This window comes from Pseudomonas sp. NY15354 (assembly GCF_048068075.1).
Taxonomy (GTDB): Bacteria; Pseudomonadota; Gammaproteobacteria; order Pseudomonadales; family Pseudomonadaceae; genus Aquipseudomonas; species Aquipseudomonas guariconensis_C.
In genome coordinates this window covers 213,348-226,647 of record NZ_JBLUPV010000002.1, presented here as the reverse complement: position 1 = coordinate 226,647, position 13,300 = coordinate 213,348, and the positions used below count along the sequence as shown (strand labels likewise).

Sequence of the window (13,300 nt, the reverse complement as noted above, 5' to 3'; positions counted from 1 at the left end):
CCTCCCAAGGGCCGCTTTGCGGCCCTTTTCCAGGTTTCGCCAGTGTTCACCGGAGCCGTCACCTGAAGACTGACGAAGCCTGCGATCAGGGCTTGTGTCTCTATTTTGGCCAACAATGTCCCCCCCGGCTCTAGGTCCCAGGCCGCGCATGCGTTAGCATCCCTCTCGATATTGCGTATCGGTCTATCGACCTTTCCAACAATAAAATTCGCAACACTTTGCTAGGGGACTTGGTAATGATGAAGAAATACCTGTCGCGACTGCTGGTCGGTGTCACCGCACTGGTCGCCGTCACCGCCGCCCAGGCGGGCGCCATTGAAGACGCCGTCAAACGCGGCACCTTGCGGGTCGGCATGGACCCTACCTACATGCCCTTCGAAATGACCAACAAGCGTGGCGAGATCATCGGCTTCGAGGTGGACATTCTCAAGGCCATGGCCAAGTCCATGGGCGTCAAGCTGGAAACCGTCTCCACCGCCTATGACGGCATCATCCCGGCCCTGCTGACCGACAAGTTCGACATGATCGGCAGCGGCATGACCCTGACCCAGGAACGCAACCTGCGCCTGAACTTCAGCGAACCCTTCATCGTCGTCGGCCAGACCCTGCTGATCCGCAAGGAGCTGGCGGGTGAGATCAAGTCCTACAAAGACCTGAACAACGAGAAATACCGCATCACCTCCAAGCTTGGCACCACCGGCGAGATGGTCTCCAAGAAGCTCATCAGCAAGGCCAAGTACCACGGCTATGACAACGAGCAGGAAGGCGTGATGGACGTGGTCAACGGCAAGGCTGACGCCTTCGTCTATGACGCACCGTACAACGTGGTAGCCGTCGACAAGGCCGGCGCTGGCAAGCTGCTGTTCCTCGAAGAACCCTTCACCTACGAGCCGCTGGCCTTCGGCCTGAAGAAAGGCGACTACGACAGCATCAACTTCATCAACAACTTCCTGCACCAGATCAAGAACGACGGGACCTACGATCGTATTCACGACAAGTGGTTCAAGAACAAAGACTGGCTGAAGGAAATGGAATAAGGCCCAGGCCACAAGCCCGGCTTTATCACACCGACGCGCAGGCAAACCCTGCGCGTTCGCTTTTACGGAAGTACCCCAAGTGATCAAACACAAGAAAGCCCAGTGGCCCTGGCACGGTTTGACCGCGCTGGTCCTGGTGGGGCTGGCCTTCAGCCTCTATCTGGCCACTTCGATGATTTCCTACGAGTGGCGCTGGAATCGCGTCCCTCAGTATTTCGCCTACCAGGCCGAGGAGGCGCAGCGCGCCGCCGAGAACGGCACGGTCGAAGAGATTACGCTTTCGGGCGACACCGCCCGTGTCACGCTCAAGGATGAAAGCGGCGGGCAGCAGGTGGTCAGCGTCGCCAAGGACAGCCTGATGCTGAGCCGTGGCGATGACGTTGCCGAAGGCGACCAGATCGGCGTGACGCGCCAGTGGGCCATCGGCCCTCTGACCTGGGGCCTGTGGACCACCCTGTGGATCTCGGTGGTGTCCGGTGCCTTGGGCCTGGTGATCGGCCTGTTCGCCGGCCTGTGCCGGTTGTCGAACAACCCGACCCTGCGCGACCTTTCCACCGTCTATGTCGAACTGGTGCGCGGCACGCCGTTGCTGGTGCAGATCTTCATCTTCTACTTCTTCATCGGCACCGTGCTCAACCTGTCCCGGGAGTTCGCCGGGGTGGCGGCGCTGGCGTTGTTCACCGGCGCCTATGTGGCCGAGATCGTGCGCGCCGGCGTGCAGTCCATCGCCAAAGGGCAGAACGAAGCGGCCCGCTCACTGGGCCTCAATGCCAGCCAGTCGATGCGCCACGTGATCCTGCCCCAGGCGTTCAAGCGCGTGCTGCCACCGCTGGCCGGGCAGTTCATCAGCCTGGTCAAGGACACCTCGCTGGTTTCGGTGATCGCCATCACCGAACTGACCAAGAGCGGCCGTGAGGCCATCACCACTTCGTTCTCGACCTTCGAGATCTGGTTCTGCGTGGCAGGCCTGTACCTGCTGATCAATCTGCCGCTGTCGCACATTGCCAGCCGGCTCGAGCGGAGGCTTGCGCAAAGTGATTGAAGTCCGTGATCTGGTAAAAGTCTTCGACACCCGTGGCCAGGTGGTGCGGGCGGTGGACAACGTCACCACGCGCGTGTCCAAAGGCGAGGTGGTAGTAGTGCTCGGCCCGTCGGGCTCGGGTAAGTCGACCTTCTTGCGTTGCCTGAACGGCCTTGAGCATTTCGACGATGGCCATGTCTCCATCGATGGCCTGCAGTTGGATGACCCGAAGACCGACATCAACGCCTATCGCCGTGAAGTCGGCATGGTGTTCCAGCATTTCAACCTGTTCCCGCACATGACGGTGCTGGAGAACCTGTGCCTGGCCCAGAAGGTGGTGCGCAAGCGTGGCAAGGCCGAGCGCGAAGCCAAGGCGCGTGCGCTGCTGGAGAAGGTCGGCATCGCCCAGAAGGCCAACGAGTACCCCTCGCGCCTCTCTGGCGGCCAGCAGCAGCGGGTGGCGATCGCCCGTGCCTTGGCGATGGAGCCGAAGGTCATGCTGTTCGATGAACCCACCTCGGCGCTGGACCCGGAAATGGTCGGCGAGGTGCTGGATGTGATGAAGACCTTGGCCCAGGAAGGCATGACCATGGTCTGCGTGACCCACGAAATGGGCTTTGCCCGTGAAGTGGCCGATCGCGTGCTGTTCTTCGATCACGGCAAGTTGCTCGAAGACTCCCCGCCCCAGCAGTTCTTCGCGGCGCCCAAGGACCTGCGCGCCCAGGCGTTCCTGCGTCAGGTGCTTTAAGGAACTGCACGCTGCAAGCGGCAAGAAAAAGCCGAACCGAGATATTGAAACTTATCTCCGTTCGGCTTTTTCTTGAGCTCGCAGCGTGCAGCTGCTTTACAGCCGGAAGCGTGCTACCAGCCCCTGAAGGTGCGTCCCCAGGCGCGCCAATTCGACGCTGGAGCTTGCCGTCTCTTCGCTGGCCGCCGATGTCTGGTCAGAAATATCGCGCACGTTCATCACGCTGCGGTTGATCTCTTCAGCCGTGGCGCTCTGTTGCTCCGCTGCCGTGGCGATCTGCTGGTTCATTGCCTGGATCGACGAGACGGTGCGGGTGATGGTTTCCAACGAACCACCGGCGCGACGGGTCAGCTCGACGCTGCTGTCGGTCAGGGCGCGGCTGCCATCCATCACCCCGGCGACCCGCTGGGTGCCGCTTTGCAGGGCGGCGATCAGTTCCTCGATCTCCTCGGTCGATTGCTGGGTGCGCTGGGCGAGGCTGCGCACCTCGTCGGCGACCACGGCAAAGCCACGACCGGCTTCGCCTGCGCGGGCGGCCTCGATGGCGGCGTTGAGGGCCAGCAGGTTGGTCTGCTGGGCCACCGACTTGATCACGTCCAGCACGCTGCCGATCTTGTCGCTCTCGGCCTTGAGCTGGTTCATGGCCTCGCTGGAGTTGACCACTTCGCTGGCCAAGCGCTCGATCTGGGCAATCGCCTCGCCGACCACGCGATCGCCTTCGCGGGCCTGCTGGTCGGCCATCAGCGCCGCCTCAGACGCCTGCTCGGCGCTGCGGGCGACCTCGTGCACCGTGGCAGTCATCTGGTTCATGGCCGTGGCGACCTGATCGGTCTCGACCTTCTGATTGTTGACCCCGGCGCTGGTCTGTTCGGTGACCGCCGACAGCTCCTCTGCCGCGCTGGCGATCTGGGTAACGCCGTCGCCGATGCCGCTGATCAGCGTGCGCAGGCCTTGGTTCATGCGCTGCATGCTGGCTTGCAATTGCCCCAGCTCGTCATGGCGTTCGATCGGTTGATCGTTTTGGCTGAGGTCGCCATTGGCCACACGCTCGGCGGCGGCGAGGGTCTGGCGCAGCGGCACGATGATCTGGCGAGTGATGGTCCAGGCTGCCAGCAGGCCAAGCAGCAGCGCCAAGGCGGTGGCGCCGGCCAGCATGCGCTTGGCTTGGCGGGTGCCTTCGTCACGGACCTTGGTTTGCGAGACGGTCATCGCCTCGCTGGAATCCAGCAGCACAGTGCCTTGCGCGGCCATGTGCTGCAGGGCCTGTTCGCTGGCGGTTTGTGCGCTGTCAGGTTGCGTCGAGCGGCGCTGGTCGGCTTGCTTGAGCTGCTCGAAGCCTTGACGGTATTGGCGTACCGCCTCCAGTTGCTGTTGCAGGCGCTGGTGGTCGACAGGCTGTTCGATCTGCCCAAGCATCGATTGCACTTGCTGCTCGAGCTTGTTCAGGGTCGTGTCCAGCTCGGTGAGCGAGGCTTGATCGTGGCGGGTCGTATAGCTCAGGCGAGCTATGCGCAGATCCTGGGTGGTCTGGTAGATCAGTGAGATATTGCCCAGCTTGTCGCCACGGTGGGTGACATTGTCGATGCCGGTCCAACCCGTGGCGGTGATCGCCAGGGTCAGCAGCAACACCAGGCCGAAGCCAAAGCCCAACTTGCGATTGACGCTCATGTTCCCCAGAGACTGGGCAAACCATCGATACATGCTTCACTCCCCCGGTAGCTTGGTAGCATTTTTGTCATGCTTCCAAGGCCATCGGCTTGCCCGGGGGAAACTTGATGGGCGGTGCTTGACCCGCTCGTCAGAAAATTCGCGACAGCAACGCCGTCACGGCGGTCTCTACGCGCAGGATACGATCGCCCAGTTGTACCGGCGCCAGGCCTGCTTTGCCCAGCAGGTCGACTTCGTAGGGGATCCACCCGCCTTCCGGGCCGATGGCCAGGGTCACTGGCGACTCCACGGCGCGTGGGCAGGCCGGGTAGGGGCCTGGATGAGCGACCAGGCCAAGGGTCCCGGCCGCGATGGCGGGCAGACGGTCTTCGACGAAGGGCTTGAACCGCTTCTCGATGATGACCTCGGGCAGCACGGTGTCGCGTGCCTGCTCAAGGCCCAGGATGAGGTTCTCGCGAATCGTCTCGGGGTTCAGGAAGGGGGTCTGCCAGAAGCTCTTCTCGACCTTGTAACTGTTGACCAGGATCAGCCGAGGCACTCCCAGGGTGGCGACGGTCTGGAACAGGCGACGGAGCATTTTCGGGCGTGGCACGGCCAGCACCAGGGTCAGCGGCAGCTTGGCCGGTGGCGGCTGGTCGAAGGCCACCTGTAGCTCGGCCTCGTGGCTCGCCAGGCGCAGCACCGTGGCCTTGCCCATCAAGCCATTGACCTGACCGACGCGCAGGGAATCGCCCACTTCGACGCCATGGATCTCCTGCATGTGGGTGAAGCGCCGGTCGGCCAGCACTACGCGGTCGGCCGCGATGAAATCGGCCTCTTCAAGTAACAGCAGGTTCACGGTTGGGTCGCTGGCGGTTGATCGTTGTGGTCATCCGAGGCCGCTTCTTCGTCATGGCTGCGCTTGCGGATCAGGCTGCCGCACAGCACGCCGACCTCGAACAGCATCCACATGGGCACGGCGAGCAGGGTCTGGGAGAAGATGTCCGGTGGGGTCAGAATCATGCCGACCACGAAGCAGCCGATGATGACGTAGGGGCGGATCTTCTTCAGGTACTGCACGTCGACCACGCCGATCCACACCAACAGTACCACCGCCACCGGGATCTCGAAGGCGACGCCGAAGGCGAAGAACAGGGTCATGACGAAGTCCAGGTAACTGGAGATGTCCGTCATCATGGACACGCCCTCAGGCGTTGCGCTGGCGAAGAAACCGAAGATCAGCGGGAACACCAGGAAATAGGCGAACGCCATGCCGGCATAGAACAGGATGATGCTCGAAACCAGCAATGGAATGGCGATGCGCTTTTCGTGGCGGTACAGCCCAGGTGCGATGAAGCCCCAGATCTGCTGGAGGATGAACGGGATGGCCAGGAACAGCGAGACGATCATCGTCAGCTTGAACGGCGTCAGGAACGGCGACGCCACATCGGTGGCGATCATCGTCGCATTGGCCGGCAAGTGCGAGCGCAGGGGGGCCGAGACCAGGGTGTAGATCTGCTGGGCAAAGGAGAACAGCCCGGCGAAGATCAGGAAGATGGCGGCTACGCAGCGCAGCAGGCGGGTGCGCAGTTCGGTCAGGTGCGAGACCAGCGGCATCGGCTGGTCGTGTTCCGGTCTATCGCTCATGGGGCTCGTGGCGGCTGCGGCGGCTCAGTGGGGGCGGCTGGGGATACCGGGGCGCTGCTGCCAGGGGCTGCAGGGGGCACGGTGGGCGCCGCCGGTGTTTCGCTGCTGCCGATGGACGGCGTGGCAGGCCTGGTCGGGTCGAGGATGCGCTTGGCCTGTTCCTCCATCTGCAGGATCTGCTCGTTGTGCAGCTGGCGGCGGATTTCATCGGCACCGATCTCGCGCTCGACTTCCGTCTTGATGGCGTTGAAGCTGCGCTTGAGCCGACCGATCCACAGGCCTGCGGTACGCGCGGCGCCGGGCAGGCGCTCGGGACCGAGCACCAGCAGGGCGACCAGGCCGACGAGCAACAGCTCGCTGAAGCTGATGCCGAACATGGGTCAGTCTTTCCGCTGCGGCTCTTGGACCGGCTGGGCCTGGCCTTCGATGGTCTGGCCCTGGGGCTGCTGGGCGGTGTTCTGCACGGGCGCGGCAGGCTGGACTGGCGGCGGGGTCTGCTCGGCCGGCTTGTTTTCTTCCTCGTTCATGGCCTTGCGGAAGCCCTTGATCGATTCGCCCAGGTCGCTGCCCAGGTTCTTCAGCTTTTTGGTGCCGAAGACCAGGATCACGACAACCAGCAGGACGATCCAGTGTTTCCAGTCAAAAATGCCCATTTCGTACTCCTGAAATTTACAGGTACAGCGAATTTTTCTGGCAGCGCGGTCCCTGTGAGAGTGGGTTCACCGGAGAAGTCGATGCCCTACACCGCGTTGCATTCTTCGCGGGTAAACCCGCTCCCACAGGGGCGCGCTGCGCCCAGGGAATACATCAGGAAGGCTGGCGTGCGGCCTTCTCGTCATGCCCGGAAAGACCGAAGCGGCGCTCCAGCTCATCGAGCACGGCCTGTGGGTGCTGGCCCAGCGCGCTGAGCATCACCAGGCTATGAAACCACAGGTCGGCTGTTTCGTAGATGACATCGCTGCAATCCTTGCTGATGGCGGCATCCTTGGCGGCGATGATGGTTTCGACGGACTCTTCGCCAAGTTTCTCGAGGATCTTGTTCAGACCCTTGTGATACAGGCTGGCCACGTAGGAGCTGTCCGGCGCCGCTTGCTTGCGTTGCTCGAGTACTTCGGCGAGGCGGTTGAGGGTGTCGCTCATGTCAGTGTCCTGCGCTGTAGATGGCATCCGGATCCTTGAGGACCGGGTCGACGGTTTTCCACTGGCCGTCTTCGAAGACGCGATAGAAGCAGCTCTCGCGGCCGGTGTGGCAGGCGATATGACCCAGTTGCTCGACCATCAGGATGATCACGTCGGCATCGCAGTCCAGGCGCATCTCATGCAGCTTCTGCACATGGCCGGACTCCTCGCCCTTGCGCCACAGTTTGCCACGCGAGCGCGACCAGTAGATGGCGCGTTGTTCGGCGGCGGTCAGGGCCAGGGATTCGCGGTTCATCCAGGCCATCATCAATACGCGTCCGGTCTTGTGGTCCTGGGCGATCGCTGGCACCAGGCCATCGCTGTTCCACTTGATCTCGTCCAGCCAGTCTTTCATCGTCGACTCCAAATCCGGACCCGCGCCTGTGTCGGGCCCTTTGCGCTAGTGTGCCAGCCAGCCGCGCGGCTGGCTATTGGCGTACGATCAGGTAGAGCCCGGCCGCCAGCATCAGCCAGGCCGGCCAGGCTGCCGGCGCACTGAGGCTGACAGCCCCGGCCGCCAGGGTGGCGCCACCGCCGAGCAGGCCGGCCCCGAGCAGGCGCAGAGCCCAGCGATCGCCCTGGCGACGGCGCTCCGGCAGTTGTGGATCGTTCAGGTGCGGTTGCGACAGGCGCTCGAGCAGGTCGCGGGTCATGTCGGCCAGGTGCGGCAGTTGTTCCACCTGGCTTTGCAGGTTGCCGAATACCGCCTTGGGGCTCATGCGATCACGCATCCAGCGCTCCAGGTACGGCTTGGCGGTGCTCCACAGGTCCAGGTCGGGATAGAGCTGGCGGCCCAGGCCTTCGATGTTGAGCAAGGTCTTCTGCAGCAGGACCAGCTGCGGCTGGACTTCCATGTTGAAGCGCCGGGCGGTCTGGAACAGGCGCATCAGCACCTGGCCGAAGGAGATGTCCTTGAGCGGTTTCTCGAAGATCGGCTCGCACACGGTACGGATCGCCGCCTCGAACTCGTTGACCTTGGTCTGCGCCGGCACCCAGCCCGAATCGATGTGCAACTGGGCGACGCGCCGGTAGTCACGCTTGAAGAAGGCGATCAGGTTGCGCGCCAGGTAGTCCTGGTCTTCGGAGGTGAGGCTGCCGACGATGCCGCAGTCGATGGCGATGTACTGCGGGCTCCAGGGCTTGACCGTGCTGACGAAGATGTTTCCCGGGTGCATGTCGGCGTGGAAGAAGCTATCGCGGAACACCTGGGTGAAGAAGATCTCCACGCCACGCTCGGCGAGCAGCTTCATGTCGGTGCGCTGGTCGGCCAGGGTGGCAAGGTCGGTGACCGGCACACCATAGATGCGCTCCATCACCAGTACCTTGGGGCGGCACCAGTCCCAGTACACCTGGGGTACGTACATCAGCTCCGAACCTTCGAAGTTGCGACGCAACTGGCTGGCGTTGGCCGCTTCGCGCAGCAGGTCGAGCTCGTCGAAGATGGTTTTTTCGTAGTCGCTGACCACTTCCACCGGGTGCAGGCGGCGGGCGTCGGCGGAAACCCGCTCGGCGCCCTTGGCGATCAGGAACAACCAGGCCAGGTCCTGGGCGATCACCGGCTTGAGGCCTGGACGCACGACCTTCACCACGACCTCTTCGCCACTCTTGAGGCGCGCGGCATGCACCTGGGCCACCGACGCCGAGGCCAGGGGCTCGACGTCGAAACGGCTGAACACTTCGCTGACCTTGGCGCCGAGCTGCTCCTCGATCAAGGCCACCGCGTGCTTGGGGTCGAACGGCGGCACGCGGTCCTGCAGCAGCATCAGCTCATCGGCGATGTCGGTGGGCAGCAGGTCGCGGCGGGTAGACAGCAATTGGCCGAACTTGATGAAGATCGGCCCCAGGTCCTGCAAGGCCATGCGCAGACGCGCGCCCCGGCTGAGCTCGGACGGCTTGCGCGGGAACCAACGCCAGGGCAGCAGGGCGCGCAGGCTCATCAGCCACCAGGGCAGGGGGAGGTCGAACAGCAGGTCATCGAGGCGGTAGCGGATCACGACGCGCTGGATGCGCAACAGACGGCGGACGGCGAGCAGCTTCATGCGTTATCGCTGGTATCAAGGGATCGGGCGAGGCGGCGCAGGCGCGCCTCGAGGCGTTCAATATCGACTTTCAGGGCATCGAGCTCACTGAAGGCCGCTTCGGCTTCGCGCCGGCCGACCAGGGTGCGGGATTCCTCGGCCAAGTACTCGGAGAGGTTCTGGCTGAAGCGTGAGAGGCCCTGGCGGGTCCAGCGGGCGCGCAGGCGCAGGTGCCCGGCGACCAGGGCGGTGGCCACCGGCCCCAGCCAGCGCGAGAGCTCGTACTCCCAGTCCAGCTCTAGGTCCTGGAGCACACCGACCAGGTCCAGCAGCACGGCGCTGTCGCCATGCAACTCGACCTGCGGGCTGTGCAGCACGGCGTTCTTGTCCTTGGCAAAGGCCAGTTGGGCCAAGCTGCCGGCTGGGGCGCGCAGACTGCAATCGACCTCGCCTTCCCAGTGGGCGGCGAGCATCAGGCCTTCTTCGTCGGGCAGGATGTACAACTGCAAGGCCGGCTGGCGGCAATCGATCTCGATCACCTTGCCTTCGAGCGCGGCCAGGCGCGGCAAGGCCGTGCTGTCCATGCGCAGGACCCGGTTGAGCCCATGCTCGACGCTGGCGAGCAGGCCGGCCAGGAACATCAGGGCTTGATTCCCCGGTGCACGGCGACGATGCCGCTGGTCATGTTGTGGTAGGTGACGCGGTCGAAACCGGCCTCGACCATCATGGCCTTGAGGGTTTCCTGGTCGGGGTGCATGCGGATCGATTCAGCCAGGTAACGGTAGCTTTCCGAATCGTTGGTGATCAGCTTGCCGGCCAGTGGCATGAAGGCGAACGAGTAGGCGTCGTAGGCCTTGGACATCAGCTTGTTGGTCGGCTTGGAGAACTCCAGCACCAGCAGGCGGCCGCCCGGCTTGAGCACGCGCAGCATCGAGCGGATGGCTTCGTCCTTGTGGGTGACGTTGCGCAGGCCAAAGGCGATGGTCACGCAGTCGAAGTGGTTGTCCGGGAACGGCAGCTTCTCGGCGTCGGCCTGGACGAACTCGATGTTGCCGGCCACGCCGCGGTCGAGCAGGCGGTCACGGCCCACCTTGAGCATCGACTCGTTGATGTCGGCGAGCACCACCTGCCCGGTGGGGCCTACCAGGCGCGAAAACTTGGCGGCCAGATCGCCCGTGCCACCTGCGATGTCCAGCACCCGGTTGCCGCTGCGAACGCCCGACAGCTCGATGGTGAAGCGCTTCCACAGGCGGTGCATGCCGCCGGAGAGCACATCGTTCATCAGGTCGTACTTGGCGGCCACCGAGTGGAAAACCTCGGCGACTTTCTTGGCCTTCTGGCTCTCAGGGACGTTTTGGTAGCCGAAATGGGTGGTGGGTTCGGCGTGGTCGCCTTTGCGCTGGTCGTTCATATCGCTTCACCGGAAAAAATTACGGCCATTCTAGGGGCAACGGGCGGATTTGTCTTGGCGGGGTGCTCCGTTGGATGGGCGCGGGCATAATGGCTTCATTGTGTTGATATCCAGGATTACCCGCATGACCCAGATCAGCGTTGAACGCAAACACTCCCTCGGCCGTGAGGCTGCCCGCGCCAAGGCCGAGGCACTGGTAGAGCGGCTGACCCGCGAATACGACCTCAAGGCCAACTGGCAGGGCGACCGCGTCGATGTGTCGCGCAGCGGCGCCAACGGCAGCGTGCACATCGGCGAGGACACCATCCGCGTGGAGCTCAAGCTGGGCATGATGCTGTCGATGATGAGCGGCACCATCAAGGGTGAGATCGAGCGGGCACTGGACAAGGCCCTGGCCTGACGCCCGCTCCGAGCTGCATGTTTCAAGCTGCAAGAGAAAAGCAGAGCCGTGCACGGTTCTTTTGCTTTTGCTTGCAGCTGCTCTTAGGGTGAGAATTCTAATTTTCCTCCCTACCTTATGCTCAAGCCCGCATTCCATGGGCAGTTCCTCCATTCCCACACGTGAGTGAGGTGCAGAGCATGGCCAAAGTGAATCTGAAGAAAAAAGACGACGCCCCGGGCAGCACCCTGGGCGAGGTGCGCGGTTACGCGCGCAAGATCTGGCTGGCAGGCCTGGGTGCCTATGCCCGCGTCGGCCAGGAGGGCTCGGAGTACCTCAAGGAGCTGGTCAAGGCCGGCGAAGGCGTCGAGAAGCGTGGCAAGAAACGCGTCGATCAACAGCTCGATGCCGCCAATAACCAGCTCGACGAAGCGACCGAGCAGGTGAGCCGTGTACGGGGCAAGGTCGAGGTTCAACTCGACAAGATCGAAAAAGCTTTCGATGCACGGGTCGCCCGTGCCTTGAATCGCCTCGGCATTCCGTCTAAACATGACGTTGAAGCGTTGTCCATCAAACTCGAACAGCTGACCGAGTTGCTCGAGCGTGTCGCGCGCAAACCATAAGGAGAGCAGGATGGCTGGCAAGAAGAACACCGAGAAAGAAGGCAGCTCCTGGGTCGGCGGGATCGAGAAGTACTCCCGCAAGATCTGGCTGGCTGGCCTGGGTATCTATTCCAAGATCGACCAGGACGGCCCGAAGCTGTTCGAGTCGTTGGTCAAGGATGGTGAAAAGGCCGAAAAACAAGCCAAGAAGAATGTCGACGACGTGAAGGAGAGCGCCAAGTCGTCCACCTCTTCACGCGTCTCCGACGTGAAAGAGCGCGCGCTGGGCAAGTGGAGCGAACTGGAGGAAGCGTTCGACAAACGTCTCAACAGTGCCATCTCGCGCCTGGGCGTACCGAGCCGCAACGAGATCAAGGCTTTGCACCAGCAGGTCGATAGCCTCACCAAGCAGATCGAGAAACTCACCGGTGCTTCGGTGACGCCTGTGTCGAAGGCTGCCGCCAGCAAGACCGCCGCCAAGCCCCTGGCCAAGGCTGCTGCCAAGCCTGCGGCGAAGACGGCGGCTGCGAAACCGGCCGCCAAGCCGGCGGCTGCGAAGCCTGTAGCCAAGGCCGCTGCCAAGCCTGCGACGAAGACCGCTGCGGCAAAACCGGCTGCCAAGGCGACTGCCGCCAAACCTGCGGCCAAACCCGCTGCGGCCAAGAAGCCCGCGGTGAAAAAAGCACCAGCCAAGCCCGCGGCAGCCAAGCCAGCAGCGCCCGCCGCCAGTGCCGCCCCCGCTGCGACCGCCGCTCCGGCACCCGCCGCTGCGCCGGCCAGCAGCACGCCATCGGCACCGGTGAACGCCGCTACCCAGGCCTGATACCGCGTCGCTCCTTTCGCGGGTAAACCCGCTCCCACAGGTTCAGCGTAGAGCCCTGTGGGAGTGGGCTCGACCTGCGATGGCGTCAGCCCGGGCAGCCGGGGCAACGTTGGACCTTGTGGGAGCGGGTTTACCCGCGAATGCGTCAGCCCGACCAACGCAGCGGCTGCGTCTTACCCCTCCAGGTATTTCCCCGCCAGCTGTTCCGCGGCCCCGCGTGCAGGCCCCACCAGATGTGGCGCCACCAGCATCATCACTTGATACACCACGATGCCCACGTCCCCTTCACGGCCGAGCACTCGCTGGTAATCGAGCGAGAACATCAAGGTCAGGGTGATCTGTTCCACCAGTTGTCCCAACGCCTGCATCTCGCTGATCACAAGGCCTTGACTCTTTAGGCTCGCCAGCAGGGCCGCGAGGGTGCGCTTGAGGGCGTTGATCAGGCTGCGCATGCCGCGGGCCAGTTTCGGTAGGCGCCCGGTCAGGTTCGACAGGTCCTGGAACAGAAAGCGGTACTGGGCCATGTGCTCGACGATCAGGTGCAGGAACAGCCAGTAATCCTCAGCGTCCAGGCGCACCCCCAGAGGCGGGTCGAGCAGCGGCATGAGCGCTTCCTCGAAGCGCTCGAACAACCCCAGCACCAGCGGCTCCTTGCCATGGAAGTGGTAATAGAGGTTGCCTGGGCTGATGCCCAGTTCGTTGGCGATCTCCAGGGTCGAGACGTTGGGTTCGCCCTGGCGGTTGAACAATTGCAGGGCGCATTCGAGGATACGGTCGCGAGTCTTCAT

At 63.3% G+C, this 13,300-nt stretch carries 17 protein-coding genes; 6 read left to right on the top strand and 11 right to left on the bottom strand.

Features of this window, described 5'->3' with window-relative positions:
• The first annotated feature begins 239 nt into the window (after nucleotides 1–239).
• The 3 genes from ACNFCH_RS02945 to ACNFCH_RS02935 all read left to right on the top strand — a co-directional run bounded on the left by ACNFCH_RS02945 (nucleotide 240) and on the right by ACNFCH_RS02935 (nucleotide 2,806).
• Nucleotides 240–1,037: a transporter substrate-binding domain-containing protein gene (locus ACNFCH_RS02945; protein WP_070090622.1), complete on the top strand. Its 798-nt coding sequence runs from the start codon at nucleotides 240–242 to the stop codon at nucleotides 1,035–1,037.
• A gap of 79 nt (nucleotides 1,038–1,116) precedes the next feature.
• On the top strand, nucleotides 1,117–2,079 hold the full coding sequence (locus ACNFCH_RS02940; RefSeq protein WP_070090592.1) for an amino acid ABC transporter permease: 963 nt from the start codon (nucleotides 1,117–1,119) through the stop codon (nucleotides 2,077–2,079).
• A complete protein-coding gene (locus ACNFCH_RS02935; protein ID WP_196162672.1) occupies nucleotides 2,072–2,806 on the top strand; it encodes an amino acid ABC transporter ATP-binding protein in 735 nt (244 codons plus the stop codon). The genes ACNFCH_RS02940 and ACNFCH_RS02935 overlap by 8 nt, the downstream gene beginning before the upstream one ends.
• Before the next feature lie 96 nt (nucleotides 2,807–2,902).
• On the opposite strand, the gene ACNFCH_RS02930 is transcribed toward ACNFCH_RS02935, so the two are convergent.
• The 10 genes from ACNFCH_RS02930 to ubiE form a co-directional block, all read right to left on the bottom strand.
• On the bottom strand, nucleotides 2,903–4,507 hold the full coding sequence (locus ACNFCH_RS02930) for a HAMP domain-containing methyl-accepting chemotaxis protein (protein WP_416742204.1): 1,605 nt from the start codon (nucleotides 4,505–4,507) through the stop codon (nucleotides 2,903–2,905).
• Nucleotides 4,508–4,604: 97 nt separating this feature from the next.
• On the bottom strand, nucleotides 4,605–5,312 hold the full coding sequence (locus ACNFCH_RS02925) for a 16S rRNA (uracil(1498)-N(3))-methyltransferase (protein ID WP_416742203.1): 708 nt from the start codon (nucleotides 5,310–5,312) through the stop codon (nucleotides 4,605–4,607).
• A complete protein-coding gene (gene tatC, locus ACNFCH_RS02920; RefSeq protein WP_337156797.1) occupies nucleotides 5,309–6,100 on the bottom strand; it encodes a twin-arginine translocase subunit TatC in 792 nt (263 codons plus the stop codon). Before tatC ends, ACNFCH_RS02925 begins: the two co-directional genes overlap by 4 nt.
• Entirely contained in the window at nucleotides 6,097–6,477 is a 381-nt protein-coding gene (gene tatB / locus ACNFCH_RS02915) for a Sec-independent protein translocase protein TatB (protein WP_337156796.1), read from the bottom strand. Before tatB ends, tatC begins: the two co-directional genes overlap by 4 nt.
• A gap of 3 nt (nucleotides 6,478–6,480) precedes the next feature.
• Nucleotides 6,481–6,753, bottom strand: a complete 273-nt coding sequence (locus tag ACNFCH_RS02910; protein WP_196162478.1) for a twin-arginine translocase TatA/TatE family subunit — start codon at nucleotides 6,751–6,753, stop codon at nucleotides 6,481–6,483.
• A 154-nt stretch (nucleotides 6,754–6,907) separates the two neighbouring features.
• Nucleotides 6,908–7,240, bottom strand: a complete 333-nt coding sequence (locus ACNFCH_RS02905) for a phosphoribosyl-ATP diphosphatase (protein WP_196162479.1) — start codon at nucleotides 7,238–7,240, stop codon at nucleotides 6,908–6,910.
• Between the two features lies 1 nt (nucleotide 7,241).
• Nucleotides 7,242–7,634 (bottom strand): phosphoribosyl-AMP cyclohydrolase, encoded by a 393-nt coding sequence (gene hisI, locus ACNFCH_RS02900; protein ID WP_027592414.1) that lies wholly within the window; start codon nucleotides 7,632–7,634, stop codon nucleotides 7,242–7,244.
• A gap of 73 nt (nucleotides 7,635–7,707) precedes the next feature.
• A complete protein-coding gene (gene ubiB, locus ACNFCH_RS02895) occupies nucleotides 7,708–9,318 on the bottom strand; it encodes a ubiquinone biosynthesis regulatory protein kinase UbiB (protein ID WP_070090585.1) in 1,611 nt (536 codons plus the stop codon).
• Nucleotides 9,315–9,938 carry a ubiquinone biosynthesis accessory factor UbiJ gene (locus ACNFCH_RS02890; RefSeq protein ID WP_337156795.1) on the bottom strand — a complete coding sequence of 208 codons (624 nt, stop codon included), beginning with the start codon at nucleotides 9,936–9,938 and terminating at the stop codon, nucleotides 9,315–9,317. Before ACNFCH_RS02890 ends, ubiB begins: the two co-directional genes overlap by 4 nt.
• On the bottom strand, nucleotides 9,938–10,708 hold the full coding sequence (gene ubiE, locus ACNFCH_RS02885) for a bifunctional demethylmenaquinone methyltransferase/2-methoxy-6-polyprenyl-1,4-benzoquinol methylase UbiE (protein WP_043207154.1): 771 nt from the start codon (nucleotides 10,706–10,708) through the stop codon (nucleotides 9,938–9,940). Before ubiE ends, ACNFCH_RS02890 begins: the two co-directional genes overlap by 1 nt.
• A 124-nt stretch (nucleotides 10,709–10,832) precedes the next feature.
• Between ubiE and ACNFCH_RS02880 the strand changes: the two genes are divergently transcribed.
• The 3 genes from ACNFCH_RS02880 (at nucleotide 10,833) to ACNFCH_RS02870 (ending at nucleotide 12,512) form a co-directional block, all read left to right on the top strand.
• The gene (locus tag ACNFCH_RS02880; RefSeq protein WP_196162482.1) at nucleotides 10,833–11,108 is read left to right on the top strand and encodes a polyhydroxyalkanoic acid system family protein; all 276 of its coding nucleotides are present in this window, start codon (nucleotides 10,833–10,835) and stop codon (nucleotides 11,106–11,108) included.
• Between the two features lie 179 nt (nucleotides 11,109–11,287).
• A complete protein-coding gene (locus ACNFCH_RS02875) occupies nucleotides 11,288–11,710 on the top strand; it encodes a phasin family protein (RefSeq protein ID WP_337156794.1) in 423 nt (140 codons plus the stop codon).
• Between the two features lie 10 nt (nucleotides 11,711–11,720).
• Nucleotides 11,721–12,512, top strand: coding sequence for a phasin family protein (locus tag ACNFCH_RS02870; protein ID WP_337156793.1), 792 nt, complete (start codon nucleotides 11,721–11,723; stop codon nucleotides 12,510–12,512).
• A 173-nt stretch (nucleotides 12,513–12,685) separates the two neighbouring features.
• Here the strand turns inward: ACNFCH_RS02870 and ACNFCH_RS02865 are convergent, their stop codons facing one another.
• Nucleotides 12,686–13,300 carry a TetR/AcrR family transcriptional regulator gene (locus ACNFCH_RS02865; protein ID WP_337156792.1) on the bottom strand — a complete coding sequence of 205 codons (615 nt, stop codon included), beginning with the start codon at nucleotides 13,298–13,300 and terminating at the stop codon, nucleotides 12,686–12,688.

What these genes read in the sequence shown, in the direction of transcription:
- ACNFCH_RS02945 (WP_070090622.1), top strand. Translation starts at nt 240, where the DNA reads ATGAAGAAATACCTGTCGCGACTGCTGGTCGGTGTCACCGCACTGGTC.
- ACNFCH_RS02930 (WP_416742204.1), bottom strand. Translation starts at nt 4,507, where the DNA reads ATGTATCGATGGTTTGCCCAGTCTCTGGGGAACATGAGCGTCAATCGC.
- tatC (WP_337156797.1), bottom strand. Translation starts at nt 6,100, where the DNA reads ATGAGCGATAGACCGGAACACGACCAGCCGATGCCGCTGGTCTCGCAC.
- tatB (WP_337156796.1), bottom strand. Translation starts at nt 6,477, where the DNA reads ATGTTCGGCATCAGCTTCAGCGAGCTGTTGCTCGTCGGCCTGGTCGCC.
- ACNFCH_RS02910 (WP_196162478.1), bottom strand. Translation starts at nt 6,753, where the DNA reads ATGGGCATTTTTGACTGGAAACACTGGATCGTCCTGCTGGTTGTCGTG.
- ACNFCH_RS02905 (WP_196162479.1), bottom strand. Translation starts at nt 7,240, where the DNA reads ATGAGCGACACCCTCAACCGCCTCGCCGAAGTACTCGAGCAACGCAAG.
- hisI (WP_027592414.1), bottom strand. Translation starts at nt 7,634, where the DNA reads ATGAAAGACTGGCTGGACGAGATCAAGTGGAACAGCGATGGCCTGGTG.
- ubiB (WP_070090585.1), bottom strand. Translation starts at nt 9,318, where the DNA reads ATGAAGCTGCTCGCCGTCCGCCGTCTGTTGCGCATCCAGCGCGTCGTG.
- ACNFCH_RS02890 (WP_337156795.1), bottom strand. Translation starts at nt 9,938, where the DNA reads ATGTTCCTGGCCGGCCTGCTCGCCAGCGTCGAGCATGGGCTCAACCGG.
- ubiE (WP_043207154.1), bottom strand. Translation starts at nt 10,708, where the DNA reads ATGAACGACCAGCGCAAAGGCGACCACGCCGAACCCACCACCCATTTC.
- ACNFCH_RS02880 (WP_196162482.1), top strand. Translation starts at nt 10,833, where the DNA reads ATGACCCAGATCAGCGTTGAACGCAAACACTCCCTCGGCCGTGAGGCT.
- ACNFCH_RS02875 (WP_337156794.1), top strand. Translation starts at nt 11,288, where the DNA reads ATGGCCAAAGTGAATCTGAAGAAAAAAGACGACGCCCCGGGCAGCACC.
- ACNFCH_RS02870 (WP_337156793.1), top strand. Translation starts at nt 11,721, where the DNA reads ATGGCTGGCAAGAAGAACACCGAGAAAGAAGGCAGCTCCTGGGTCGGC.
- ACNFCH_RS02865 (WP_337156792.1), bottom strand. Translation starts at nt 13,300, where the DNA reads ATGAAGACTCGCGACCGTATCCTCGAATGCGCCCTGCAATTGTTCAAC.